Here is a 25,866-nt window from a genome sequence, read left to right on the forward strand (position 1 = left end):
AGGGATCGCTTGCTCCATAAGAAGAGGGTACTCTTCTGTTCGCAAGAATCCGCCACTTCAAGCGTTAGCTAAGAGTGGGGGAGAATTCAAAATGAAATCACTTACGGATATTGGCACAAAGGCGGGAAGCGATGATAACAAGAATAGGCTTGATTCGGCACGGCAGCACACTCTGGAATCAGGAAGGCCGGATACAGGGCCATACGGATAATCCTCTGGACGAGGAGGGCTTCCGGCAGGCAGCCGTACTTGCAGAGCGTCTCAGCAGTGAATCGTGGGATTATATTTATTCAAGCGATATGCTGCGGGCCAGACAGACGGCGGAGGTCATTGCCGGGAGACTGGGGATTCCGCTGGCTGGTCTGATCCCGGGGATTCGGGAAATGAACGGCGGGTTAATAGAAGGGACTACGGAGAAGGAGCGGATCGAGCGGTTCGGCAGCGGGTGGAAGACGATGGATATGAAGCTGGAAAGCCGGGACCTGGCCCAGCAGCGGGGTGTCCGGGCCGTTGAGGAGGTTGCTGCCCGCCATCCGGGGCGCAATGTCCTCATAGTCAGTCATGGCGCCATTCTGCGCAGTACGCTGGCAGGACTTGTTCCCTCACTGGATCTCAGTGTAGTGCTGAAGAATACTTCAATTACCCGTATGATCAGAGATGCCGGCGGCTGGACCTGCGAACTGTACAATGGCGTGGAACATATGATCGAATAGACAGTCTGGACGATTCTGGAATACAAGAGAGTCTCCCGCGCAAAGGGTGGCTCTCTTCCATATGTCCCAGAACATACCATCGCAAATCCTGCAGCTTTTGCCGATAATATTCTTAGCATTCATGCAAAGTCCGGCCTTACCTGCCGGAAATGTTCAGAATATGTTCAGACTAACCCTGTACAGTAGCGCTTAAAAGCGATAAATCATATGATTATCAAAGGAGGGCAGAGTAATTTGGAAGAGGCCCGGAATTATATACTGGCTGTATTATCTATTCTCATTGGAGTACTAACGGTGTACAGCATCCTCAGGCTGACGCGGAATTTCTCCAAATGTCACCAAAGAGCCCGCGCGGTCCGCACGAGCCTGGTTGTACTAGTTATTAGTGCCGGTCTTGGCAGCATGCACCTGTTGGGCAAGAGAACTTTGTCGGGGTTCACCGCTGAAGATAGCAATCTGTTTATTACTATGGCACTCTATGTGCTTACGCTCGCCGGAATATTGTACCTGTTCCTGCGTGTGCGTATGCTCCTCGGAGAGCGCGAGCAGCTGAAAGAACTAGCCTACCGGGATACCTTAACCGGACTGCTCAACAAGAATGGAATGGATCATTTCTGGGATCACTGCAAATCAGGCGAACAGCTTGCGGTATTATATCTGGACCTTAACCGCTTCAAATCGATTAATGATACGCTCGGCCATCATGCGGGAGATTTGCTGCTGGAAGCCGTTGGCGGCAGTCTGCAGCAATTTTCGCGTAAAGGCAAACGGCATATATTCAGGGTAGGCGGGGATGAATTCGTCATCATCGCCAAACGCTACAGCCGCAAGGATGCGGAGCAGCTGGCCCTTAAGGTTCTGGAGAATATCACCCGGAATTACAAATTGGAGACGCATGAATTGTTCGTATCCGCGAGCGTCGGCATCACAATGAGCCAAGGCAGAATTGACCGGAAGCGGCTGCTCCAGGAAGCTGATTCCGCTATGTACAATGCCAAGCAGCTGGGCAGCGGGCGTTATGCGGTCCATAAGCAGGAGAATAGTCTTCCTCCTGTGAAGCTGGTCAGCAGCTCCAGAGCCCAATAGCTTGTGAAATCCTGCCCGAAATACAACATTTTGCTCATGAAATCGGCCCTAATCATCAAATGTTGTATGAAATACAGCATTTCCCCTTCTCCGGGCGGCTGAGCGGGACAATTCTTGTATTTCGTACAACAATCCTCCCGAACAGCTGGGTATGTGGCAAGCAAAGTTGCAGTACGTACAACATTAATACCGAGGCTGCAATGAATCTGGTATGAGCCAGATGTGAGACATTGAAGCTTTACACAGAAACGGATACCATCCCTTAGGGGACGGTATCCGTTTCTGTTTGGTATGGCTGCTGCCTGAGTGCTTCAGACGGCTCATGATCCGGAAGCAGCAGCCAACCCGGCCTTATTGCCAATACTACAATCCCTTTGCTGCCAGCAGACCGGCAAGTACATCCGGGTGGTCGGTAATGATGCCGGCTACTCCGGCCTCAATTAGATAGGTCATCCGTTCAGGATCATTTACAGTCCAGGGATGATAGACGATCCCGCTCTTTGCTGCATCGGTGACGAACTCCGGCAGAACGGAAGAGAAATGGGCATGCAGCGCATCCGCCTGAAGCGTAGCTGCATAATCCCAGGGACGGTATAAGCCTTCGCCATACAGAATGCCGGTGCGGATCTCCGGTGCCAGCGATTTGCAATAAGCAAGGGAGTAGTGGTTGAAGCTGGAGATGACTACCCGCTCACTCATGCCCTGCTCCCGTACAGCGGCTATTACCTTTTCCTCCATACCGGGATAAAGGAACGTGCCGTTCTTCAGCTCAATATTAAGTACTGTCTCACGTCCCTGAAGCAGATCCAGCAGCTCATCCAGTGTCGGAATCCGCTCTCCCGTGAATTCAGGACTGAACCAGGAGCCTGCATCGACCTCCAGTACTTCACGAAGCGTCTTATCCTTCACATATCCGCTACCTGTAGTGGTGCGGCTAAGATTCTCATCATGAATGATTACTATGGCTCCGTCACTCGTCATCTGCACGTCCGTTTCGATGCCGGTTGCGCCAAGCTCAAGACCCTTGCGGAATGCCGCCATTGTGTTCTCCGGGGCGACTGCGGATGCGCCGCGATGCGCGAAATTAATGATGTTCATGTACTGTAATTCCCTCCGTCTCTTGGTTGTGATGATGCCCGTGTTGGACGGGCCCCCTTGTAGTGTATTCCACATAACATGAAGAAACCCTGTCCGCAAGCTGCGAAAAGGGTGCGATTTCTTGGAAATTAACATTGCACCGGCAGAAGCCATTAGAATGAAGGATTAACTCTCCAGCTCTTTCAGGGCTGCGGCAGCCAGTTCCGCGAAATACTGCGCTGTCGGCAGCAGGGCCGATTCATCGACGTCAAAGCGCGGGTGATGAAGGCCGTAAACCCCTCCGGTACCGATGTTGACGAATGCCCCCGGCAGCTGCTGCAGATAAAAGGCGAAATCCTCGCCGCCCATCTGCGGATCAAGCTCAAAGACAGTGAGGCCAAGACGGGCCGCAGTGGCTGCGGCAAACCCGGCCCAGCGGGGATCATTGACCGTTGCCGGCGGTCCGGGCATCCACTCGAGCTGTGCTTCAGCTCCTGCAGCGGCAGCGACCCCTTCGATAATCTGCCGGATCTGCCGTGGTACTGCTTGGCGGATGACCTCATTATGCGTCCGGACCGTGCCTTCCAGCTCTACAACGCCGGGCAGGACGTTCCAGGTGTTGCCGCCCTGTATCCGGGTTACGCTGACCACCACCGATTCAGCCGCACTGGTAAGCCGGCTCGCGATTGTCTGCAGCGAGGTGATGATCTGCGCCGCTGTTACAATCGTATCCTGTCCGCGTTCCGGCTGAGCTGCATGTCCTCCTTTGCCGAGAACCGTAATGACAAACCGGTCTACACCGGCAGTAAGTGCACCGCTGCGGGTTCCGAATGAACCTGCAGGCAGGTCCGGGTTATTATGCAGTCCAAAAATGGCATCTACTCCGCGGAGCCCGCCGGACTCGAGTACGGCTATGGCCCCATGCCCGGTCTCTTCCGCAGGCTGGAACAGTATTCTGACGGTCCCGGCAAGCTCACTTTCCTGTGCCTTCAGCAAGCAGGCCGCGCCCAGGATGCCTGCCGTGTGGAAATCATGCCCGCAGGCATGCATCCTGCCGGGAATCACGGAGGAGAAGGGCAACCCCGTATCCTCTTCAATAGGCAGGGCATCGATATCTGCACGGATGGCAACAACCGGGCCCCGGCCGCTGCCAATCTCGGCAATCAGTCCTGTCTGCAGCGGAAGATCAAGCACAGTAATTCCCGCTTCAGCCAGCCAGCGGCGCAGCTTGTCTGTGGTCTGAAATTCCTCGTTCGACAGCTCGGGCTGCTGATGAAGCTCCCTGCGCACCTGAATCAAACGCTGGGCCAGCTGCTGTTCTTGATCTTGCGTTAATGACGGCATGGATGTACAGCCCCGCTTTCTCCAATTAATCTATAATTCCTGTAGATTCCTGATTAATCCGATTGATTTATTTACTGCGCATAATACCTTTAACGGAAAGGCCCTGTCAATGTGTTATTTAACGATCCGGGGATTTATGAAATATTTCATGAAAGTGATGGATATCTCATTGACGTTTCATTTTTCCCCATGCTATTATACGGCCAATTCATTTAAATCCGATAGAATAACTATTTATTTAATATTTCGGAGACAATGCGTTGCATCCAGAAGGGGGAGAACATATGGGAGAGTGGTCGAGACAGGAGCGTTTTGCGGCCTTGCTGTCAGGGGAGCGGGCGGATCGGCCGATTGTCAGCGGCTGGCGCCATTTCATAGACCGGGAGGGTAATGCCGGTGATCTCGCAGACAGTACAGTAGCTTATACGAAGCAATTCGATTGGGACTGGGTCAAAATCAATCCGCGGGCTACGTATTACGCAGAAACATGGGGCAACACCTATGATTCCACGGATTACCGTACGGTATTTCCCAAGCAGACCCATGCGGTGATCCGGAGGCCGGAGGATGTCTGGAATATACAGGCGCAGCAGGCTGCAGCCGCAGCGCCGCTGGCCGAGCAGTTAGAGGCTGTAAGCCTTATACGCCAGGACCTGCCGGATACTCCGCTGACCCAGACCATTTTCTCGCCGCTTACCGTGCTGCTGTTTCTGGCGGGCCAGTCGGCTTATGCCGGTGACACGGTTTATGGCAGCCGTGAGCCGGTGACGGTGGCAAGTCTGCTGGAGGAGCAGCGGGCAGGTGTACATCAAGCGCTGAAGGCCATCGCTCTGACGCTGGCGGATTATGTGCAGGAGCTGGGCAAACGGGGGCTGGACGGGATTTTTTATGCGGTGACAGGCACCGCTCATCCGGGGATATTTGATGAAGCGGCGTTTCAGGAGCTGTCCCGGCCGTATGATGAGATGGTGCTGGAAGCCGCCGGTTATGGCAAAAGGATCCTGCATACTTGCGGTGCCTATTCGCAGCCGGAGAGGTTCAATAATTATCCCATTGAGGGCATCAGCTGGGATACCGCAGCGCCGGGTAATCCCGGTTTGCATGCGGAGCTGAGGCCGACGAAGGTGGGGGGAGTGGATCATGCCTTATTCGCAGCCCATGATCCCGGGCGCATCCGCACACAGGCTGAATTCGCCCTGCGCCTTATGGCGGACGAGCCGTTCCTGCTTGCACCCAATTGCGCGATACCGATTACCGTGGAAGATCGTTCCTTACAGGCATTACGTGATTCAATTCCGCATGAGTCCACATATGAAAAGGGGTTCAAATAATGAAAAATATCGTGAAGTTTAAGAAATTGGCAGCTGTGGTTCTAGTGGGGATGTCGGTCGTGCTGGGAGCCTGCGGGAACAAAACGGCTACCGGAGAAGATAAGAAGGATATCGTGGTTGGCTTTGGCGTGGGCACCTATGAAGAGCAGTTCCGGCTTGGCATTGTGCCGATTCTGGAGAAGGAAGGGTACAAGGTGGAGATCAAAACCTTCTCCCAGAACATGCAGGTCAATCCGGCGATGAAGGAAGGCTCCATTGACGCAAGCATCTTCCAGAGTACGGCTTACATGGAAGGCATCAACGCGGAACTGGATGCGGATATGGCTGTGCTGAACTTCGTGCCGAGCGCACCGCAGGGACTCTACTCCGAGAAGCATCAATCGCTTGATGAAGTGAAGGACGGCTCTGTTATCGCCCTGCCGAATGATCCGGTTAACCAGGAGCGTGCGGTACGAATTCTGGAGGATCTCGGCTGGGTGAAGGTCAAGGCGGATGCCGGGACCACAGACTTCAACCTCAGCAGTGTGGAGCCGGACAAATACGATCTGAAGCTGGAGTCGCTGGATTCGGCGCAGATTCTGGTCTCGCTGGCCGATGTGGATTACGGCGTGGTGAACGGCAACTATATCGCCAATGCCAAGCGGCAGATTACCGAAGCGCTCCAGATTGAGAACACGCCGGAGCAGCACCGGGTGACGGTGACGGTGAACAAGGGCGATCTGGATACCCAGTGGGCCAAGGATCTGAAGGCGGCTTATGAATCGAAGGAATTCGAGGAGTATATTAACGCCCAGGATAAATATGACGGATTCATCCTTCCGGATGCCTGGGAGAACAACTGATATGGCAGCGGGCAGAATTCATTTCATCGGCGGCGGGCAAATGGCGGAAGCGATCATCCGGGCCGTTGTCAGCAAGGGTACTTATACGGCTGAGCAGATCAGCGTGGCAGACATTCATGAAGAACGGACGGCTTATCTGAATACTGCCTATGGCGTGCGGGCAGCCGGCGAGTCTCAGGAGGCGGAGCTTGCCGGAGCTGATCTGATCATTATTGCCGTCCGGCCACAGGATGATCTTGCAGCTGTTGGCGCGGCCATCTCCAGCTATGCGTCAAGCGGAGCGGCGGTCCTGTCCATTGTCGCCGGAGTGACCATCGATAGGCTGGCTGGTTATGTTGGAGCGGAACGCCCGATTATCCGGGTGATCCCCAATACGCTGACCGATACCGGACTCGGCTACAGCGGGGCAGCTCTGAACGCTTTCGCGGGTAAGGAGCAGGTGGAGGAGTTCCTGAACGGATTCGGCAAGGTGCAGTATCTGGAGGAATCGCTGATTGATATCTTTACCGGGTACGGGGTGGCCGGGCCGAATTATGTCTATTATTTCATCGAGTCCCTGGCCGATGCCGGAGTGCTGGCTGGATTGCCGCGCGAACAAGCCTGGACGACGGCGCTGGAGAATGTAGAGGGGGCCGTAGCCATGCTTCGGCACAGCGGACTGCATCCCCGGCAGCTGCTGGATATCAACAACTCTCCGGGCGGAGTCGGCATTCACGCGCTGTATGAGCTGAACAACAGCGGCTTCGCAGCCGGACTTCAGCGCAGTGTCAAGGCTGCAGTGAAACGCACAACGGAGCTGGGGCAGGTGAAGTCATGAGCGTGCTGCAGTGGGATCATACTGTGCATTATGTCAATGATCTTGAACAGGCCATCGGAGCCTTCAGGAACAATGGCCTGGCTGCTTCCTACGGCGGATCGCATAAGCTGTGGGGGACTCATAATGCACTTAGCTATTTCGGGTTGAACTACATCGAATTCCTGGCGATTGAGGACCGGGAATTAGCGGCAAGTCTGGATACCCCTAATCTGGTGGTGAAGGATGCCGTGAATCTGCTGCCTGATCATGAAGGGTTCAGCAGGGTAGCGATCCGCACCGATGATATTGAAGCAACCGCCTCAGCGCTGGAGAAGCAGGGTCTGAAGCTGTCGCCCATACTTGATGGCAAACGGCTGAATGCACAGGGACAATGGATTGAATGGCGTATGCTGACCATCGGCGGCCATTACCAGGGTCTGGTATATCCCTTCATAATCGAGTGGAAGGGAACCGATGCCCTGCGGGAAGAGGAGCTGACGGCAGCGGGAATTATCGTTCCCCATCCGGCAGGAGAAGTGACGGTCCGCCGTGCTGTATTCTCCGTACCTGATCCGGCAGCGGCGGCGGCTCACTGGGGAGAAATCTTTGGCTTGGCGGAAGTCCAGGCCGGTTCATCTGCAACCCCCGGCGATAGCGTTTCACTGGCGGTTGGGGATAAGGTGTTTGAATTCCGGCGCGGGGAAGACCGGCAGATGACCCGGCTGCTGCTAAGCGGCGATGCTCCGGGACTGGCGGGCCGTACGCTCACTATTGCTCAAGGCGAGTATGTGTTTACAGCTGAGTAATGACGAATAGCAAGCCCGTTGCCTGCACGTGTTGCCGGCAGCGGGCTTTTTTTGCCGGGAAGCGGTCTATGTGCGGTAATGAATTACGGCTGGTGTGTTCTTCAGCAATCGCTTAGAATAAGTCTGAACTATACCCATAACAGAAAGAAGCGATACACTTGAAGTTTTGTCTCGAATGTGGAAGCCGTCTGGTCCTGAAGGAATGTAACGGAGAGGGGGAGGTACCTTACTGTGAATCCTGTGCCGCGTTCCGGTTCCCGGTGTTCAGCACGGCGATGAGTACAGCAGTGCTGAACAGGGAGCTGGATAGAATCCTGCTCATCCAGCAGTATAACCGCAAGGATTATATCCTGCTGGCCGGTTACGTGAATAAAGGGGAGAACGCCGAGGCAGCGCTGATCCGCGAAGTGCAGGAAGAAGCAGGGCTTGAGATCATTGCTTATGAATATATGCGCAGCCAGTATTTCGCCCCTTCCAATACGCTGATGCTTAATTTCATCAGTGTGGCTGACACGGAGGACTTAAGCGCGATGAGCGCTGAGCTGGATCATGCAGCATGGTTTACGCTGGATGAAGCTGCGGACGCCATACTGAAGGGCAGTCTCGCGGAGAGCTTCCTGCTGACGATCATTGAGAAGCTTAGACAAGGGAGGACCCTTGATAGCTTCACAGCGGCCTCACGTTAAGCATGAATTCAGGCTGAGACGATATTGCGGATTCTTTCGTGCACCTGCTGCGCCTCCAGAAAGGCTGCGGAGTACTGAAGGTCTGTTTTTCTGGCCGGCAGCAGCCGGGGCAGGAAGGGAATAGATACGACAGGCGTGTCCGCGTTGTTAAAATAGATTTTTAGCGTCAGCTCGCTGATCTCTTCGGCATTGCTTATGGCTTGGGCAGCTTCTGCGAACCCGGGGGTGGCGGCTACACTTGGGCGGATTCTCGGCGCACTGGTCGTAATCCGGCTGGTCTTGCTGACTTTGCTGAGCGTTAAGGCATTCTCGACGATCTCCGCTCCCAGAATGGTATCGAACGTGTAGATGGTGGCTGTAGCCGGCTCCTGCCTGCCGGGATGCAGCAGACCGATGGCCATAGTCTGGCCCGCCTCATCCAAGGCGATCAGATGGGATTCGTCAGGTGTGATGAACCGCTGGGGAAACTTAAGATTGAATGCGGACAAGGCATGGATGGCCTCTTTCCGGGCGGGTGCTTGGGGATGGGACCGTATGAACTGAAGCACCGCAGCTGACAGCAGGAGCGAAACGCCAAGTACAGCAAACATGTACATCAGAATAATAAGCACTGAACCGCCTCCTAAAAGGTAACTATTTAATAGATATGCGGGGAGTACGTGAACAAATACATAGACCGGGCCTGCCGGGATCATATATTATTTGGGTATTCTGCAAGGCGGGGAATAATTCAGAGATTCCAGGGGGATTCCAGGCATGATTGTTGATACACTTAGCCATTTGCTCAAAGATGAGGCTGCATACGGAGAGAAGATTCAGAGGGGGCTGCAGTTTCTGCGCGATACCGATTTCACCGGGCAAGCGGCCGGACGCCATGAGGTCAATGATGAGATGTTCTATTTCATCAACGAATACCTGACCAAGGATGCCGGAGAATGCTTCTGGGAAGCGCACCGCGTGAATCTCGATCTGCATTATATTCTGGAAGGTACAGAGCGGATCGGCTATGCTGCCATTGAGCAGCTTGATGTAAGAGATGACTACAGCGCAGAGAAGGATGCGATCTTCTTCACTGGTGCAGTAGAATCTACGGTAACTGCAGGACCGGGGGCTCTTGTCGTGTGTTATCCGCAGGACGGACATATGACAGGGATTGAAGCAGGCAAGCCCGAGGCTGTGCGGAAGGTAGTTTTGAAGATTAAGCTATAGTCCTTAGGACAAGGAGCAACGGCTATGCTGACCCTCAGGGGACGGTGTAGCCGTTGCTGGTTAAGCTGCTGGAACAACGCTTCCTGTTGTCAAAAGAAAGTAAAGTTGTAGACTGACGATGCCTTTATTAAGCTTTCGGGCAGGATTGTTTGATGCGATGAAGAGGACAAGTAGATTTTGAGCAGATGAAAGGGTGATATTTCAATGCAATTCAAGTTGTATACGGATGTGCATGAGTTTTACAAGGATACCTATGATGTCCTGATGCGTCATGAAGCACAAAATTTGATTCCTCTTGGCAATATCATCATTGGGCATGAAGGAAAAGACAAAACAGACTGGCGTGACCCTGTAAATTGGCTAATGGCAACTATTTCGGATGCTAAGGGCATACAACTTACCGCCATAATGACACCGCCACACAATATTACGCTTTATGCAACAGACAACATAATTAACCCGGAAGCTATAAACTGTCTGATAGATGGGTTGAAAGACCGTGAAATTCCAGGTGTGACAACCGAAAAAAACCTGGCAGAGTATTTTGCCAAAGAATATACCTTGCGCAAGGGAATAACCCGTAATACAACCATGAGCCAGCGTATATATGAACTTACGGCAGTAAACCCAGACATTCAAGAGGTTGGTACCGTTCGATTGCTGGATGAAAAGGATATTCACTTTTTCCCATACTGGGCTGAAGCATTTTATGCAGCGGGGAGTTATGGCCAAACAGAAATGTCCATTCCGCAAGATGCCGATCCTTACCTCTACCGGATAGCATCGAAAAAAATCTATATTTTAGAGGACAACGGGATACCCGTTTCTATGGCAGGATATACAAGGGTAATGCAGACGGCTATTGGCGTGGCATTTGTATATACCCCTCCATATGAGCGCGGCAAGGGTTACGCTACTTCAATTGTGGCGCAAATAAGCCAACTTGCATTGGATAAAGGGTTTACGAAGTGCGTCTTATATACGGACCTAGCAAATCCCACATCTAATAGCATCTATCAAAAGATAGGCTATATGCCAATTTGCGATTCGCTCCAGTTAAAATTTGAATAGTAGAATGATGCGTACATATGCAGAAAAGATACGGCGGTGCGTCATGGTGATGTACCGCCGTTTTTTCGTAAACTGGAACAGTAAAACAGGTGCAATCTGGTACCGTTGCCAGAAGTGGAGCGTCTAAGCGTTATGTAGGACTTCGAGGGGGGCTTTCACATCCTGGTGTGTTCCAGAGATCATGTTAATCCAGGCAGTATACAAACGTCCAAGGCCCGAAAGCAGTAACGGCAGAATCAGCAGCAGTACAAATCCCATTCCGCATACGATCCAGGAGCGTTCGTCCGGTGTTGTATCAGACAGGAACACGAAGACGTCCGGGTCCAGCATATTCTGGTCATAGGAGAATACTGAAGAACTGACTCTCTGGACTACAGGCGACAGGAGGGCACTAATGGCAACCGAGGGCAGGGCAAGAGCAAGGGTGAATCCCAGAATACCTGCGGGCAGCTGCAGTATGCTGTACAGGATTCCCCGGTACGACTGGCCTTGGCGAAGCTGGTATCCTAATGTCCGCAGACCTTCCCAGCGGAAGGCAGCCGGATGGTCTGGCATAATTTGCTGCGCGGCTCCCCCTTTACCGTGAGACCAGGCTTCGGCAACCTTCTGTTCACTGATCATCATCGTGCGGCACCAGGTTAGTGTCAGGGCCAGCAGAGGCAGCCCAACCCATAAAATTACCAGAGGCAGACTTACACATAGGCCTGTAATGGCAATAACAAAAGCGATTATTCCTTTGGGCAAAGAAAGCATGAGCATTTTCCACGCGTTTATACTTCGTCGTAACATCAGGGCAACCCCTCTCCAAATTTTACCTTCTTCAGTATAAAGGTTAAATCCATACAATACACGCACCCGGAGGCGGGAATAATACTGGTCTTTGGTCTAGTGCGGCTCTCCTTTACTTTAAGTTGGCATGGGCAGGCATATTTCTCTAAAATGAATATAGAGTACGCAATGATCAATATCCCGGACAAGGAGCCGCGCTTATGAATATCTATCTGGAAATTCCGGATGTGGACAAGCATTTTCCGTTTCGCAGCCTGGTCTGCGGAGGAGATGATCTGACCTATCCGCATTGGCATAAAGAAATCGAGATTATCTATGTAACCAAAGGAAGTCTGAATCTGGGAATCAATGATGTGCCGATCCGCATGGAGCAGGGGGAAGTGCAGTTCATCAACGGCGGAGATGTGCATTATTTCCTGGCGTCACCTGACAGTGAGCGGGTAGTGATACAGTTTGATCTGAATTTCTTTCAGGAGGTTGCAGCGCTGGGAGGCAATGACTATCCGCTGCGGGATATGTTCACGGAGATGGAATTCTCCAGTTCAAAGTGGCCGAAAGGGGCTGCCGCCAGTATGATGGCTCTGATTGAGAGCATTTATGAGGAGGATACACAGCGCCGGGAAGGCTACGCTTATCTGATTAAGGCCAGGATGTTTGAAATGCTGACGGTTATTATGCGGGAGGTGCCGAAGAGCAGGGTCAAGAAGCAGCCCAAGTTCTCGGAAGACACATTGTCCCAGTCCAGAGAGACGCTGGAGCGGCTGGAGCGGATCTTCAGCTATGTAGAGCAGCATTATCAGGAAGCGATTACACTGAATGAGGTGGCTGGATACATGGGCTTCAGCCCGTATTATTTCACCAAGCTGTTCAAGAAGAATACGGGTATGACCTTTGTCGCGTTTTTGACGGAATACCGGCTGAATAAGGCCAAGTGGATTCTGCGGAGCGAAGACCTGCCGATGTCAGCGGTAGCGGAAGCGGCCGGGTTCGGCAGCGGGAAGACCTTTCACCATTTATTCAAGGAAGCTACGGGGATCTCTCCGCTTAAATACCGCAAGACAATATCCGGGAATAATTGAGCAAGAATGCAGGAAGAAAGCCTGCTTGCAGATTTGTATGATAGAGGTATAAAAAGTAGTCAAAAACTAAACTTAACCGTAAAATTCATCTTTGAAACAGGAGAGTGTCCATAGTGACCAGAGTAACCGTATGGAATGAATACCGCCATGAGCGGCAGGAAGAACGAATCCGCCAGGTCTATCCGAATGGCATACATGTACAGCTGGCCTCTTTTCTGAGCGCAGCGGGACTGGATACAAGAACGGCAACGCTGGACGAGCCGGAGCATGGTCTGACAGAAGAAGTGCTAAATAACACTGATGTACTGGTATGGTGGGGGCATGTTGCCCATCAGGAAGTGAGTGACGAGGTAGTGAACCGGATTCATAAGCGCGTGCTGGAGGGGATGGGGCTGGTGGTGCTGCATTCAGGCCACATGTCCAAAATCTTCATCAAGCTCATGGGCACAAGCTGTGATCTGAAATGGCGCGAAGCCGGGGAGAAAGAACGCCTCTGGGTGATGGAGCCCAGCCATCCGATTGCCGCAGGCATCGGCGAATATATTGACCTGGAGCAGGAAGAGATGTACGGGGCGCACTTTGACGTGCCTGCACCGGAGAGCCTGATCTTTGTCGGCTGGTTCGAAGGCGGCAATGTGTTCCCGAGCGGATCAACGTACCGGCGCGGCAGCGGGAATATTTTCTATTTCCAGCCCGGCCACGAGTCCTATCCAACCTATTATAACAAGGAAATTCAGCAGGTTATCATCAACGGCGTGAACTGGTGTGCTCCGGTCAAGCGTGATGTTCCGGTGTACGGCCATTCCGAAGCGCTGGAGCCGATTAGAAGCACAGTAGGCGTATAGCCCTTAGCCTTGCAGTCGATGAAAAAGTTACCCGCCAGACCTAAAACCCCCCCCGGTTTTTTTGTGCTGCCGCGCTTAGCAGATGGGTTACGCTGTAGAATCCTGCAGAAAATACAACAATTTCTTCAGGATAGCGGCTCTAATCCAGGATTGTTGTAAGAAAGGCAACATTTTCTCTCCTGAAAGCGGCCAAGCGGGAAAATTCTTGTATTTCGTACAACAATCTTTAGAAATCCTCCTTCCTCTGGGGCTTCGAGTTGCAATACATACAACATTTTCATTTTGAGGCCGGCCTTCACAAATTTGGATGGGTGATTTTACTCCAGGAGCAGATCGTTTATGGGTATGCGCCTCTTATAGGTGAAGGAGCGGGTTTGGACAATCATTGCTGCTGTAGTTGCTTGTAATAGATCACCGCCGCATCCCTTCCACCGCTGGCTGACGCCATCCTCCGCCACATCTATCATTAGCTGGCCTGCTCCGTTACAAGATCAGCGATAGGTTCCCGCACGTCTCGGTTAGCCATGACCAACATTACGCATGTGGCAGGTAAACTAACAACTACGAATTTGAACTGATTAAGTTGTGGCATATATATGTTAGCTATAAATGCTTTTATATCAAGGGTTTGGCTATTCTGCAAAACCTGGAGTGAGAGGATGTTAAATATTTACTCCGTTATTTTCCATGCAGCAGTCTGCAGAATCCATTATACTGAATAAAATTTAACGGACCAGGAGGAGAGGCTGATGATGCGGCGGTGGAACAACTTAACATACCAGAGCAAGCTGATGCTCGCCTTCTTCATGCTTGGGATTATCCCGTCAATTGTGATCGGCACGATGGCATATTTCAAATCGGTCAGCACGCTGGAGTCGCGGGTGAACGCCGATCTCGGCGTCATTGCCGGACAGCTGAATGCGGCGATCCAGCGCCAGGTGGAGGACGTGGACCGTTTCAGCACTTTTCCTTATTTCACACCGGAAATCTTTCAAATATTGAACCAGCCTTACGTACCCCGCGACCAGTGGGGTTACCGCGAGATTGAAACCCAGCAGCAGTTCGCCAAGCTGCTCGTGACTTACCCTTCGATTTTCTCCACGATTCAGGGTCTGGTATTCTACAGCACCAAAGGCAATATCTACGGCTACAGGGTCAGCGACCGCTCCTCCATTAATGAAGCCGTAAGTCCGGTAGACGAGGAATGGTATAAGGAGACCCTCAAACGGAGCGGAGGCGTATTCATCTCCGGGCTGCGGCTGGAGCGGCAGTTCAATAGTGCTCCGTTCCCAACGATTACCGCTTCCCGCGTGCTGCTTAATGATGATTTCACTCCGGCCGGAGTAGTAGCCGTGGATATCCGTCCTGACTTCATGGACAAGATTGTCCGTTCCTTCCAGCTGGAGAGCATGCATGTGATTGTGGCCGATGAGAAGGGGGAGCTGATCTATTCCACACAAACCGGAGACAACGAGCGGTTCCTCCGCGCTGCGGCAGAGCAGTCCTCGCACAGCGGGACAAGCCGCGGCCTGATCAATCTGCCCGATCTGGGCGGCGGGCTGGCAGCGGCGACCGGTGTATATGCGCACAGTGAGTATTTGGGCTGGACAAGCTATCTCATGATTGACCGGGAAGAACTGCTCGGCGACGCGAATGTGATCCGCAACTTCACCGTGGTGCTGGTGCTGATCTTCAGTGTGGCGGCCGCGGTCTTGTCGCTCTTGCTGGCCCGGAACCTCTCCAGGCCGATCCGCAGCCTGATCTCTTCCATGCGCGACGTAGAGCGGGGACTGTTCATCACTCCGGCGGCTCCGCCGGTCCAGGGCGAAATCGGCCAGCTGCATCTCAGCTATGTCACGATGGTGCGGCGGCTTGATGTGCTGGTCCAGTCGATTGAAGAGAAGGAGCGGCAGAAGCGGGAGGCCGAGCTGTATGCGCTTAGAGCGAGAATCGCTCCCCACTTCCTGTACAACACGATCAATTCCATCCGCATGCTGGCCGTGCTGCAGCAGTCGGAAGGCATCGCCCGGCTGCTGCAGTCACTGAACAAGCTGCTGCATGCCAATATGAAGCTGGACAGCGAGCTGGTGCCGCTGTCTGCGGAGCTGGAACTGCTGCATCATTATGTGCGGCTGATGGAGCTGCGCTACACGAACCGCTTTAAGGTAGAGTGGCAGATTGAAGAGAATACGGGGCAGGCGATGGTGCCGCCGATGATTCTGCAGCCGCTGATGGAGAATGCTATTTTTCACGGCTCCTTCGATATCGAAGGCCCTCTGCTGATTGAGGTGGGTGCCCGGATGACCGGGAACGGCGGGGATGAGCTGCTGATCACCATCACGGACAACGGGCACGGTATACCGCAGGATACACTGGAGGTGCTCAACGGCGAGAGAGAGCAGGGGCCAGCCCCTGATGGGGACGGCCACGCGGGTTCAAGCATCGGTGTAGCCAACGTCCGTGACCGTATCCGGCTTAGGTTCGGACCGCCGTATACCTTGACGCTGAAGAGTGGTCCGGGCCAGGGAACCCGGGCAGAATTGTATTTGCCTTATCAACCGGAGGACGGAGATACGTCCCGGCCGCGAATGGAGGAATGAAGCATGTGGAATTTGCTTGTAGTGGAGGATGAGACCATTGTGCGGCTGGGGCTGCGCTATATGCTGAATTGGGATGAGCTTGCCATTGCCTGGAAAGCCGAAGCTGCGAACGGGCATGAGGCGCTTAAGGTGATGGCCCGGGAGGAGATTCACATTGTGATGACGGATATCCGCATGCCGGGTATGGATGGCCTGGAGCTGGCGCGCAGAATCAAGGAACAGTACCCTAGTGTGCAGATTATCTTCTTCAGCAGCTTTGAGGACTTTCCTTATGTAAAAGAAGCTGTCCGCATCGGAGTCGTTGATTATTTGCATAAGCCGACGATGGCGGCCGAGGAGATTGCAGCAGCGCTGCTCAAAGCAGCGGGGACCCTGGAGCAGCTTCATCAGGCGGCAGTGCCACAGGTGCCGGGATACAGCGACAAGGACCGGGATCAATTCCTGCAGTCGATGCTTGAGACACAGGCCCCCCTGGAGAATTGGATGGAGCAGTGGCAGCAGTCTGGGCTGGAGACCCTGTATGGAGAGGGATACCGGCTGGCTATTCTGCGCATGGCCGAGAACGAAGGGATTGAACCGCAGGCAGCGCTGGCCCGCTTTATGTCGTTCCGTTATTATCTGGAGGAATATACTTCCCGGGAATGGGGCGGGAGATTACTCAGCCGGGAGAACAAGGAGCTGGTCTGGCTGCTGCCGCAGAAGGCGTTCGTTGACGAAGCGGGAGCCGGGGCGATGGAGAGTAATCTGGATCAGCTGGGACAGGGATTGTACAAAATGCTGGGTATCCGCATGGCGTATACCTGCAGCGGAATTCACCGGACAGCGGCGGAGCTGCCGGAGGCCTATAGAAGTGCGGCGGAGCGTGAGCCGGTGAGCGGCGGGAAGCTGAGCGGGATTATCCGGCTGGCAACGGCTTATATCGATGAGCATTTGCTGGAGGATGTGACGCTGGCGCGGACCGCAGAGGCGATACATGTCAGCGTCAGCCATCTGAGCCGCCAGTTTCTTAAGGAGACCGGGCAGCATTTCAATGAATATATGACCGCCAAAAAAATGCTCCTGGCCCGCAAGCTGCTGCGCGAGAGCAACCGGAAGGTGTATGAGGTGGCAGAGGAGCTGGGGTATGCCAACCCGCATTATTTCAGCAAGCTGTTCAAAGATGACACGGGTCTGACACCGCTGGAATTCCGCAATCAGTGAGTAAAGAGCAAATATTTGACGGAAACAGCAATTCTCGTCTAGTTGGAGGATCAGACATTCGGCAGAGCGGCCAAGATAAGCAATTAATAGCTATAAAGCAGCAGATCAACCTGGTAGTTAACCTGACACAAACAGAGTACGATTAACTCATGGAACAAACATAATGTCAGGGAGGCTAACACATGAGAAGAAAAGGCGGGTTCTGGTGGTTGTCGGTATTATGTCTTGGGTTGTTGGTCATTCTTGCAGGCTGCGGCAGTAATAATGCGGCATCAAACGGTAATTCCGGAGCGGCTGCTACAAACGGTTCTGCTGCAGAAGGTGACGCTGAGAAAGAGCCGGTGGTGCTGAAGCTGACCACATGGAACCCGATCAGCCAGACGGTGGTTGATAAATTCCAGGAGAAATATCCCTACATCACGATAGAGCATGACAAAGTGTATGATCAATTCCGGGAAATCATCCGTACGCGGATTGTCTCCAAGTCCGATATGGACATGTTATGGCTGTTCCCGAACCAGGTGGCTGAATTCTCCAAAGAGAATGTCCTGATGGACATCTCCGGCAGCCCTTGGCTGGATAATTATCTTGAAGCTGCGGTAAAGCTGGGCACAGTGGACGGTAAAACCTACGGTGTCCCTTATAACAGCCAGCCGATCGTGATGTTCTATAATAAAACGCTGTTCGACCAGCTTGGACTTGCGATTCCGACCAATTGGGAAGAGCTGATGGCGGTGAGTGAGACCATCAAAGCCAGCGGCACCGCACCGATGGTCATCGGAAGCAAGGATGGCTGGGCGACCCAGTTCATCACTACTTCACAGTTCGGACTGTATCAGCATGACAATGCGGACGTATTCCCGCAGCTGGCCAGCGGGGACAAAAAGTGGACCGATCCTGAGTTCACAGGCTACTTCGACGGCATGAAGGAATTGGCGGATAAAGGTTATCTGCTCGAGAACTCTGTCGGCCTCAGCTATGACCAGGTGGCGCAGGTATTCAAGGAAGGCAAGGCCGCCATGTGGCCGATGGGCGAATGGGGCTACAGCGAGAATTTTGATGCAGACTTCTCCGCCTTTGAGCTTAGTGCCTTCCCGATTCCGGTCAACCGCGGCGATCAGCCGCTCGTAACGAACCTGGTGTCCGACAACCTGCTGGTTGGCGTATCCTGGAGCAAGCACCAGGAAGAAATCAAGCTGTTCATGGAATTCGTGGCCGAGCCGGAAATGGCTAAAATCTGGTCCGATGAAACGAAACAGGCGGTAACGGTAAAAGGCGGCACTTCCGAAACCTACAGCCCGCTGGCCGCTTCTCTCCAGCCGCTGATTGACGCCAGCGAAGCGCAGATTTTCCCGAGTATGACCTCTTCCATCGAGCCGGTAATGTTCCCGATCTTCCAGCAGATTCTGCTGAAGCAGGACGTGGACACCACCAAGCTGCTGGAGCAAATGCAAACGGCTCAAGATAAGGACATATAACACATACAAAGCTATAAAGATTGAGTTTGAAAAGTATACCTTTTAGGGAGAGTGGCGGAAGAGAAGTTTGGAACTGTAGGAGCGGTAGCGTCCGCCTTTATGTTTGGATTTCTACCGCGATCAACGGTCCAAATCAGGAAATCCAAACATAACAGCGGCCGGAGGTCCAAACATTCTCTGCAGTCACGGCTGAACCTAAATTGGAGGAGTTTCAGGCACAATCTTTATAGAACACACACAACACAAGAGAATAAGCGAAAGCTCAGATCAAGGACAATCCTGTCTTTCGCTTAGGTTTCTTTTTTTTTACCCAAATTTGGGGTGAGGGATGGAGGCAGAAGATGAAATTCATGAATTTTCGCAATTACCTGCTGTTTATCGCGCCGGCGCTCCTGATCTACCTGCTGTTTTTTGCCGGACCGATCTTCAGCGGCTTATACTACGGCTTCACCGACTGGAACGGCTTCTCGTTCAAGGCCGACTGGGTCGGGCTGGAGAACTTCCGCGAAGCCTTCCGTGATCCGCTGCTCCTGACGGCGCTGAAGAATATGGCGATTCTCTCCGTTGTAGTCATTGTGCTGCAGCATAGTGCATCGATCCTGCTGGCCGTACTGCTCGACCAGAAGCTTAAAGGCATTGTGTGGATGCGGGCGATTATCTTTTTCCCCGTGATTCTAAACACTGTTGTAATCGGTTATGTATGGAGCTACATGTACGCGCCGATGGTCGGGTTTCTGCCGAAGTTTTTTGCCGCAGTTGGGCTGAATGGTCTGGCGCAGCTGGACTGGCTCGGTGATCCTTCCTTAGCAATCTACGCGATTGCGCTCGTCATGGTCTGGCAGTACACAGGCTACTCGATGATGATCTACTTGGCTGGACTACAATCCGTTTCGGGTGAAATATATGAAGCCTCAAGCATTGACGGCGCAGGACCGTGGAACAAATTCTGGAAAGTTACACTGCCGCTGCTGATTCCTTCGGTCATTGTGAACACAGTGCTGTCGGTGATCGGCTGTATGAAAATGTTCGAGCATGTCTTCATCATGACGCAAGGCGGACCGGCCAATTCCACGCAGACATTCGGAATTATGATCTATCAATATGCCTTCAAAACCTCGCAAATGGGCTACGGCACCGCGATGGCGATGATCCTGTCCGTGATGATTCTGGTTGTAACCTTTGTGCAGATGAAGCTGCTCAGCCGTCTGGAGGTGGCGAATTGACGACTACATTACAGAAAACCTCTATTTACACCGTGCTGATTATCGCGCTCATTATTGTACTCGTTCCGATGGCGGTCATGATCTCGGTTTCCCTGCAGACACCGTCAACGATCAATCCGCTCAGCCTGCCCAAAGACCCGCAGTGGAGCAATTATACCGAAGCGTTCCGCACCGGCAATCTGCTGCCGTATTTCGGGAACAGCATTCTGGTGCTGGTGATGACAACCGCTGCCGCCATCGGCGTCTCGGTGCTGGCTGCTTACGGTCTGCATCATGGTAAAAGATATAAATCGGACGCGATGTCGACCTTCTTCCTGATGGGGCTGATTCTTCCGGCCTTCTCCGGCACGATTCCGGCGTTCCTGGTGCTGCGGGAGATCCATCTGCTCAACACGCATGTCGGGCTGTCGCTGATCCAGATTGCTTCCGGGCTGGCCCTGCCGATCTTCCTCTATGTGAATTTCTTCAAAACCGTGCCGACTGAAATTGAGGAGGCTGCGCTGGTGGACGGCTGCGGGCCTTGGCGGACCTTCCTGAAAATTATTTTTCCGCTGACGCTGCCGATTACGGCGACCTGTATTATCGTGGTGGCGATCAACTCGTGGAATGACTTTTTCAATCCGCTGGTGTACCTGTCTTCGCCGGATATGCGCACGCTGCCCGTGGGCCTCATGGCCTTCAAAAGCCAATACAACACCAACTGGCCGCAGATGTTCGCCGGAGCAGCACTTGTGGCCCTGCCGATCATCATTCTCTACCTGTTCGTCCAGCGCTTCATTATTAAAGGTTTGGTAGGCGGGGCAGTTAAGGGTTAAGGGTGTGAAAGGGACGGGGCGGTGGAGATTTGGTTTCCGGTGTACCGGGCTCGGGCTCGCGAATGGAACTGGTTTCTGATCAGGAGGTCTTCTCTTCTGAGCCATCTGGCTTTGGTAACGGACACAGCGGCGCTTATTTCCAGCGAAAAGCAAATATGAATAAGCTAACGGACACCAGCGCACTTATGTGCGGACATTTACTATATAATCACCTGCTGGAGAGTTGATAAGGGCTCTGTGGTCCGTTAGCCGGAAAAAAGTATCTTTTTCAGAGAAATAACGGCGCTGTGGTCCGTAAGGATCGGAATCCGACAATATGCTTAGGATCAGCAGCATCAGAATATCAGCATCACCATTAATAGCAAGATAACGCACTCAAAATGTATGCCGGGAGGGTGACAGGTATATGGAGAAAATATCCATGGGTCTCATACCTTATCAGGGTCTGGTCGTGTCCTGCCAGGCGCTGGAGGACGAGCCGCTGTTCGGAAGCCATCATATGGTGGCGATGGCCATGGCAGCGAAGGAAGCAGGGGCAGTAGGCATCCGTGCCGGAGGGCTGGCGGATATCCGGGCGATTAAGGATGCCACCGGCTTGCCGCTGATCGGACTGGTCAAAATACAGCATGAAGGCAGTGAGGTCTACATTACGCCGACGCTTGAGGATGCACTTGCCGTCCATGCGGCCGGGGCCGATATTGTAGCCATTGACGGTACCGGACGGCTCCGGCCGGACGGGCGCACGCTGGAGGCGACGCTTGCCGCGCTGAAGGCTGCGGGGATACCGGTGATGGCCGATATTGCGACCTTCGAAGATGGAGTGCAGGCGGCCGGCTGGGGCGCGGATTACATCTCGACCACGCTATGCGGATATACCGCAGAGACGCATGATACTCCGCTGCCGAATCTGCATCTGCTGGAGCGGCTGGCCGCCGTCCTGCAGGTGCCGGTAGTCGCCGAAGGCGGGATATCCGAGCCGGCGCAGGCGGCTGCGGCGCTGGAGCTGGGCGCGGACTTCGTCGTCGTGGGCTCGGCGATAACCCGCCCGCAGTGGATAGCCGCCCGTTATGTGAAGGCGATGAAGGAGAAGCAGGGCAGCACTGCAACGGAGGCCGAAGGATGAGCCGCTATTATATCGGGGCAGATATCGGCGGAACCGGAATAAAGGCGGCAGTGGTGGACGGGCAAGGGGAGATTGTTGCCCGCCGCAGTACCGCTACGCCTGTGAACGAGGGGGCAGCAGGGATTCTCGCTGCGCTGAAGAAGATTATTGCAGAGCTTGTGTGCTGCGGATACGAGATCGGCGGCATTGGCATAGGCACCGCCGGGCGGGTAGATCCGGCTGAAGGCGTTGTCCTCTATGCGACGGAGAATCTGCCGGGCTGGACCGGCATGCGCCTGGCGGAAGCTGTGGAGGAGGAGTTCTCGCTGCCTGTATCGGTTGGCAACGATGCCAATGCAGCTGCTCTTGGCGAAGGCTGGCGCGGGGCGGCAGCGGGGCTGGAGCATTATGTGATGCTGACGCTGGGTACAGGTGTCGGCGGAGCCGTTATTCATAATGCTGAGGCTATCTCAGGCAGACAAGGCGGGGCCGGGGAGATAGGGCACATGGTGCTCTATCCCGGAGGAATGCCCTGCAGCTGCGGACAGCAGGGCTGCACCGAGCATTATCTGTCCGGCAAGGCGCTTAGCCGGCTGGCCGCAGAAGCAGCGGAGGGCTGGGACGGCCGCAGGCTGCTGGCGGAATTCGCCGCAGGCAGCGCCGCAGCGGCTGCACCCATGGAGAGGTATATGCGCGATCTGAGTCTGACCGTGCATAATATCCAGTCCTTCATCGACCCGGAGGCGATCATTCTTGGCGGCGGCGTTGCGGAATCCCATGCCTTATGGTGGGATGCCTGGATGAGCGAGCTTGCCGTCGTGTCACCGCTGTCCATTAAGGTGCTTCCTGCCGAGCTAGGCAACGATGCCGGAATGATCGGCGCGGCACGGATGATTATGAACAAGGAAGGGAAGTAGAGTGAACTATGCTGTTAGAGGTCATAGCCACGACAGTAAGTGATGCAGTCACCGCTGAACGTTATGGAGCGGACCGGGTCGAGCTGATTACCGGAATCCGGGAAGGCGGTTTAACACCCAGCCTTGGGCTGGTTGAAGCGGTGCGGGAAGCGGTCAGTATTCCCGTAAGAGTAATGGTGCGGCCGCATGCGCGCTCCTTCCGGTATGACCCATCCGACGCGGAAACGATGCTGCGCGATATCCGGCATATTGCCGGAGTGGGCGGACTGTCCCTGGTCATGGGCATGCTCCGGAGTGACGGGACCGTGGATGAAGAATTGCTGGTCCGGCTGCTTGATGCTGCGGCCGGGATGGAGGTTACGTATCACCGGGCTTTTGATGAGGTGCGGGATCAGCTTGAGGCGCTCGAAGTCTTGAAGCGGTATCCGCAGATTACGGATATATTGACCTCCGGCGGCAGCGATAAGGCTACTTCCGCTGAGGGTATGGCGAGGATTGCCGTATTGGAACGGCTGTCCGCCGGTTCTTCGCTCTCCATCCTTGCAGGCAGCGGCTTAAACGCTGGAATTCTGCAGGATTTCATCTCCCGGACGGCTGTCCGCCGGGTGCATTTCGGTTCCGCTGTCCGGGAAGACGGCGATCCGCTGAGGCCGGTTGACCCCAGGCGGCTGGAAGCCGTCCGCAAGATTCTCAAATCATAGAAGAGGTGAGTTCCTTGTCAAAACCATCGCTGCACGAGCTGCGCAAACAGAAGAAGCTGGAGATTAAGGATATTGTAGAGAACGGCCCGTTTAAAGCGGATTGGAAGTCTCTGGAGGAATATTCCGTCCCCCGGTGGTACGAGGATGCGAAGTTTGGCATTTTCATTCATTGGGGGGTGTATTCTGTACCCGCCTTCGGGACAGAGTGGTATGCGCGCAATATGTACAGGGAAGGCACAGAGGTGTATGAGCATCATCTGAAGACCTACGGCCCGCCGGATACATTCGGCTATAAGGATTTCATTCCCCAGTTCACGGCGGAGAAATTCGATGCCGAGGAGTGGGCAGCCCTATTCAAACGCGCCGGTGCCGCGTTCGTAGTGCCGGTTGCCGAGCATCATGACGGCTTCGCCATGTATGACTGCCCTTATTCAGAGTGGACAGCTGCCAGGATGGGTCCGCGCAGAGACATTATCGGCGAGCTTGGCGCAGCCGTGCGGCGGCATTATATGACCTTCGGCGTCTCCAGCCACCGTGCGGAGAATTGGTGGTACTACAACGGAGGCCGCGAGCTGCCTTCGGATGTGCAGGACCCGAAATACGCGGAATTGTATGGTCCGGCGCAGCCATGCTACGGCGATCCGGCGTATCCGCTGCCGATTCTGCCGCCGAATGAGGAGTTTCTGGACGACTGGCTGGTTCGCACCTGCGACCTTATCGACCGTTACGGCCCGCAGCTGGTCTATTTCGACTGGTGGATCGAGCAGCCGGTCTTCAAGCCTTATTTGCAAAAGCTCGCCGCCTACTATTACAACAAGGCTGCCGAATGGGGCCAGGGGGCAGTCATCAACTATAAATTTGATGCTTTTGCCGAAGGAACCGCCGTCTATGATATGGAGCGGGGCCAGCTGGCCGATATTAATCCTGATGTCTGGCAGACCTGCACCTCGGTAGGTGAAACCGCCTGGTGCCATATTGCCGACCACAAATATAAGACCTCGGGAGTTATACTCGGCGACCTGGTCGATATAGTCAGTAAAAACGGCGTCATGCTGCTGAATGTCGGGCCGCGTGCGGATGGGACTATTCCCGAAGAAGAGCAGCAGCTGCTGCTGGAGGTAGGGGACTGGCTGGCGGTGAACGGGGAGGCGATCTACGGAACGCGGCCTTGGAAGGTGTATGGCGAAGGCCCGACCCAGATCGTCAGCGGTACATTTAATGATACGAAGCGCAGCCCGTTCACCCCGCAGGATATCCGCTTCACCGCCAGAGGCGGGGAGCTGCTCTATGCGGCGGTTATGGGCTGGCCGGAGGGCGGGATGACAGTGATCGGGACCTTGGGCAACCGCTCCAAGCAGCTCGCCGGAGAGATTCTGCAGGTGGAGCTGCTGGGCTGGAACGGAGAGCTGCAGTGGAGCCGGGCCGGAGAAGGCCTGATTGTTGAACTGCCGGCAAGCGAGTCCGGCCGGGGCATTCTGGTGCTGAAGATCAAGTACTCTACTCCTGAAGCAGCAAAATAAACATTTGAGCTGTATAGGGGCGGGCAGAGGAGTTAGGGGACTGCTCCGGGTGAATCCGGCAAGCTTCATATTCCGGTCAAGCTCCGGGGCTACGGCATGTTTCGAACAAGTTCCGAACATGCTGCAAACAAGCTGCAAACAAGTTCGAACATGCTGCAAACAAGCTGCAAACAGCTCCGGGCTAACATCAACGATCGGCTGATTGTATTTTATACAACAGATACGGGGTTTTAAGGGTCTGCAAAGGATTCTAATGTATTAACTACAACAGATTTTAGGGGATGACCCCGATTGTGGCTGAAATGAAGAAATCTAATGTACGAAATACAATAGAGTGCAAATTTAGAGCGATTATTGCTAATTTGAGTGTACAAAATGCAATAGAACTCTGCCGAGGTACGAATTCAAGCGCTAAAGTATAGGTGGCCGATAGGAATTGCCGGAACGTTCCAGCGTCTTCATGAGTTCCCGAATCGCCCGGAAGTGCTTGCAGCAACTCTGCTACCCGCCCTGCCCGGCGGGCAACCTGAGCTGCTGCCCGTGCTACCCGCCTGTCCGCCCAGCGCCACCCCAAGCTGCTGCCCAAGCTACCCGCCCTGCCCGGCGGGCAACCTAAGCGCTGCCCGTGCTACCCGC

At 53.9% G+C, this 25,866-nt stretch carries 25 protein-coding genes; 20 read left to right on the top strand and 5 right to left on the bottom strand.

Annotated features, from left to right (window positions below):
• The first annotated feature begins 131 nt into the window (after window positions 1-131).
• Together QW71_RS33340 and QW71_RS37465 are read left to right on the top strand one after the other, a co-directional pair.
• A complete protein-coding gene (locus QW71_RS33340; RefSeq protein WP_306766080.1) occupies window positions 132-713 on the top strand; it encodes a histidine phosphatase family protein in 582 nt (193 codons plus the stop codon).
• 234 nt (window positions 714-947) lie between these two features.
• Entirely contained in the window at window positions 948-1,799 is an 852-nt protein-coding gene (locus tag QW71_RS37465; protein WP_052770504.1) for a GGDEF domain-containing protein, read from the top strand.
• Between the two features lie 363 nt (window positions 1,800-2,162).
• Here the strand turns inward: QW71_RS37465 and QW71_RS33350 are convergent, their stop codons facing one another.
• Both QW71_RS33350 and QW71_RS33355 read right to left on the bottom strand, forming a co-directional pair.
• Window positions 2,163-2,897 (bottom strand): glycerophosphodiester phosphodiesterase, encoded by a 735-nt coding sequence (locus tag QW71_RS33350; RefSeq protein WP_039309654.1) that lies wholly within the window; start codon window positions 2,895-2,897, stop codon window positions 2,163-2,165.
• Between the two features lie 165 nt (window positions 2,898-3,062).
• Window positions 3,063-4,220: an amidohydrolase gene (locus QW71_RS33355; protein WP_039309656.1), complete on the bottom strand. Its 1,158-nt coding sequence runs from the start codon at window positions 4,218-4,220 to the stop codon at window positions 3,063-3,065.
• A 284-nt stretch (window positions 4,221-4,504) separates the two neighbouring features.
• Between QW71_RS33355 and QW71_RS33360 the strand changes: the two genes are divergently transcribed.
• The 5 genes from QW71_RS33360 to QW71_RS33380 all read left to right on the top strand — a co-directional run bounded on the left by QW71_RS33360 (window position 4,505) and on the right by QW71_RS33380 (window position 8,681).
• Entirely contained in the window at window positions 4,505-5,551 is a 1,047-nt protein-coding gene (locus QW71_RS33360; RefSeq protein WP_047014114.1) for a uroporphyrinogen decarboxylase family protein, read from the top strand.
• Complete coding sequence (locus tag QW71_RS33365) at window positions 5,551-6,393, top strand: MetQ/NlpA family ABC transporter substrate-binding protein (protein WP_047014115.1); 843 nt, start codon at window positions 5,551-5,553, stop codon at window positions 6,391-6,393. Before QW71_RS33360 ends, QW71_RS33365 begins: the two co-directional genes overlap by 1 nt.
• 1 nt (window position 6,394) lies before the next feature.
• Window positions 6,395-7,210 (top strand): pyrroline-5-carboxylate reductase, encoded by an 816-nt coding sequence (gene proC, locus QW71_RS33370; RefSeq protein ID WP_039309657.1) that lies wholly within the window; start codon window positions 6,395-6,397, stop codon window positions 7,208-7,210.
• Complete coding sequence (locus tag QW71_RS33375; RefSeq protein WP_039309658.1) at window positions 7,207-7,995, top strand: VOC family protein; 789 nt, start codon at window positions 7,207-7,209, stop codon at window positions 7,993-7,995. Before proC ends, QW71_RS33375 begins: the two co-directional genes overlap by 4 nt.
• Before the next feature lie 158 nt (window positions 7,996-8,153).
• Window positions 8,154-8,681, top strand: a complete 528-nt coding sequence (locus QW71_RS33380; RefSeq protein WP_047014116.1) for an NAD(+) diphosphatase — start codon at window positions 8,154-8,156, stop codon at window positions 8,679-8,681.
• Window positions 8,682-8,689: 8 nt separating this feature from the next.
• Here QW71_RS33380 and QW71_RS33385 read toward each other — a convergent pair whose 3' ends face one another.
• A complete protein-coding gene (locus QW71_RS33385; RefSeq protein ID WP_039309659.1) occupies window positions 8,690-9,292 on the bottom strand; it encodes a hypothetical protein in 603 nt (200 codons plus the stop codon).
• 145 nt (window positions 9,293-9,437) lie between these two features.
• On the opposite strand from QW71_RS33385, the gene QW71_RS33390 reads away from it, so the two are divergent.
• Both QW71_RS33390 and QW71_RS33395 read left to right on the top strand, forming a co-directional pair.
• Entirely contained in the window at window positions 9,438-9,890 is a 453-nt protein-coding gene (locus QW71_RS33390; protein WP_039309661.1) for a YhcH/YjgK/YiaL family protein, read from the top strand.
• A gap of 204 nt (window positions 9,891-10,094) precedes the next feature.
• Window positions 10,095-10,961, top strand: a complete 867-nt coding sequence (locus QW71_RS33395; protein WP_039309662.1) for a GNAT family N-acetyltransferase — start codon at window positions 10,095-10,097, stop codon at window positions 10,959-10,961.
• 123 nt (window positions 10,962-11,084) lie between these two features.
• On the opposite strand, the gene QW71_RS33400 is transcribed toward QW71_RS33395, so the two are convergent.
• Complete coding sequence (locus tag QW71_RS33400) at window positions 11,085-11,750, bottom strand: sensor domain-containing protein (protein WP_083442832.1); 666 nt, start codon at window positions 11,748-11,750, stop codon at window positions 11,085-11,087.
• A 200-nt stretch (window positions 11,751-11,950) separates the two neighbouring features.
• Here QW71_RS33400 and QW71_RS33405 point away from each other — a divergent pair, with 200 nt between their 5' ends.
• Window positions 11,951-12,829, top strand: a complete 879-nt coding sequence (locus QW71_RS33405; protein WP_039309664.1) for an AraC family transcriptional regulator — start codon at window positions 11,951-11,953, stop codon at window positions 12,827-12,829.
• A 113-nt stretch (window positions 12,830-12,942) separates the two neighbouring features.
• Window positions 12,943-13,674, top strand: a complete 732-nt coding sequence (locus QW71_RS33410) for a ThuA domain-containing protein (protein WP_039309665.1) — start codon at window positions 12,943-12,945, stop codon at window positions 13,672-13,674.
• Window positions 13,675-13,991: 317 nt separating this feature from the next.
• Here the strand turns inward: QW71_RS33410 and QW71_RS40710 are convergent, their stop codons facing one another.
• Entirely contained in the window at window positions 13,992-14,141 is a 150-nt protein-coding gene (locus QW71_RS40710) for a hypothetical protein (protein ID WP_160311857.1), read from the bottom strand.
• 282 nt (window positions 14,142-14,423) lie between these two features.
• On the opposite strand from QW71_RS40710, the gene QW71_RS33415 reads away from it, so the two are divergent.
• The 9 genes from QW71_RS33415 (at window position 14,424) to QW71_RS33455 (ending at window position 25,230) form a co-directional block, all read left to right on the top strand.
• On the top strand, window positions 14,424-16,274 hold the full coding sequence (locus QW71_RS33415) for a sensor histidine kinase (protein ID WP_052770508.1): 1,851 nt from the start codon (window positions 14,424-14,426) through the stop codon (window positions 16,272-16,274).
• Window positions 16,275-16,277: 3 nt separating this feature from the next.
• A complete protein-coding gene (locus tag QW71_RS33420) occupies window positions 16,278-17,474 on the top strand; it encodes a response regulator (RefSeq protein WP_039309667.1) in 1,197 nt (398 codons plus the stop codon).
• Window positions 17,475-17,656: 182 nt separating this feature from the next.
• Window positions 17,657-18,952 (top strand): ABC transporter substrate-binding protein, encoded by a 1,296-nt coding sequence (locus QW71_RS33425; RefSeq protein ID WP_039309668.1) that lies wholly within the window; start codon window positions 17,657-17,659, stop codon window positions 18,950-18,952.
• A 341-nt stretch (window positions 18,953-19,293) separates the two neighbouring features.
• Window positions 19,294-20,175 (top strand): carbohydrate ABC transporter permease, encoded by an 882-nt coding sequence (locus tag QW71_RS33430; protein ID WP_039309670.1) that lies wholly within the window; start codon window positions 19,294-19,296, stop codon window positions 20,173-20,175.
• On the top strand, window positions 20,172-20,990 hold the full coding sequence (locus QW71_RS33435; RefSeq protein ID WP_039309671.1) for a carbohydrate ABC transporter permease: 819 nt from the start codon (window positions 20,172-20,174) through the stop codon (window positions 20,988-20,990). The genes QW71_RS33430 and QW71_RS33435 overlap by 4 nt, the downstream gene beginning before the upstream one ends.
• A 406-nt stretch (window positions 20,991-21,396) precedes the next feature.
• Entirely contained in the window at window positions 21,397-22,113 is a 717-nt protein-coding gene (locus QW71_RS33440; RefSeq protein ID WP_083442833.1) for an N-acetylmannosamine-6-phosphate 2-epimerase, read from the top strand.
• Window positions 22,110-23,009 (top strand): ROK family protein, encoded by a 900-nt coding sequence (locus QW71_RS33445; protein WP_039309672.1) that lies wholly within the window; start codon window positions 22,110-22,112, stop codon window positions 23,007-23,009. The genes QW71_RS33440 and QW71_RS33445 overlap by 4 nt, the downstream gene beginning before the upstream one ends.
• A gap of 8 nt (window positions 23,010-23,017) precedes the next feature.
• Window positions 23,018-23,710 carry a copper homeostasis protein CutC gene (locus tag QW71_RS33450; protein WP_039309673.1) on the top strand — a complete coding sequence of 231 codons (693 nt, stop codon included), beginning with the start codon at window positions 23,018-23,020 and terminating at the stop codon, window positions 23,708-23,710.
• 14 nt (window positions 23,711-23,724) lie between these two features.
• Window positions 23,725-25,230: an alpha-L-fucosidase gene (locus tag QW71_RS33455; protein ID WP_047014117.1), complete on the top strand. Its 1,506-nt coding sequence runs from the start codon at window positions 23,725-23,727 to the stop codon at window positions 25,228-25,230.
• Window positions 25,231-25,866: the final 636 nt, after the last annotated feature.

Source organism: Paenibacillus sp. IHB B 3415 (genome assembly GCF_000802655.2).
GTDB lineage: Bacteria > Bacillota > Bacilli > Paenibacillales > Paenibacillaceae > Paenibacillus_AQ > Paenibacillus_AQ phytohabitans.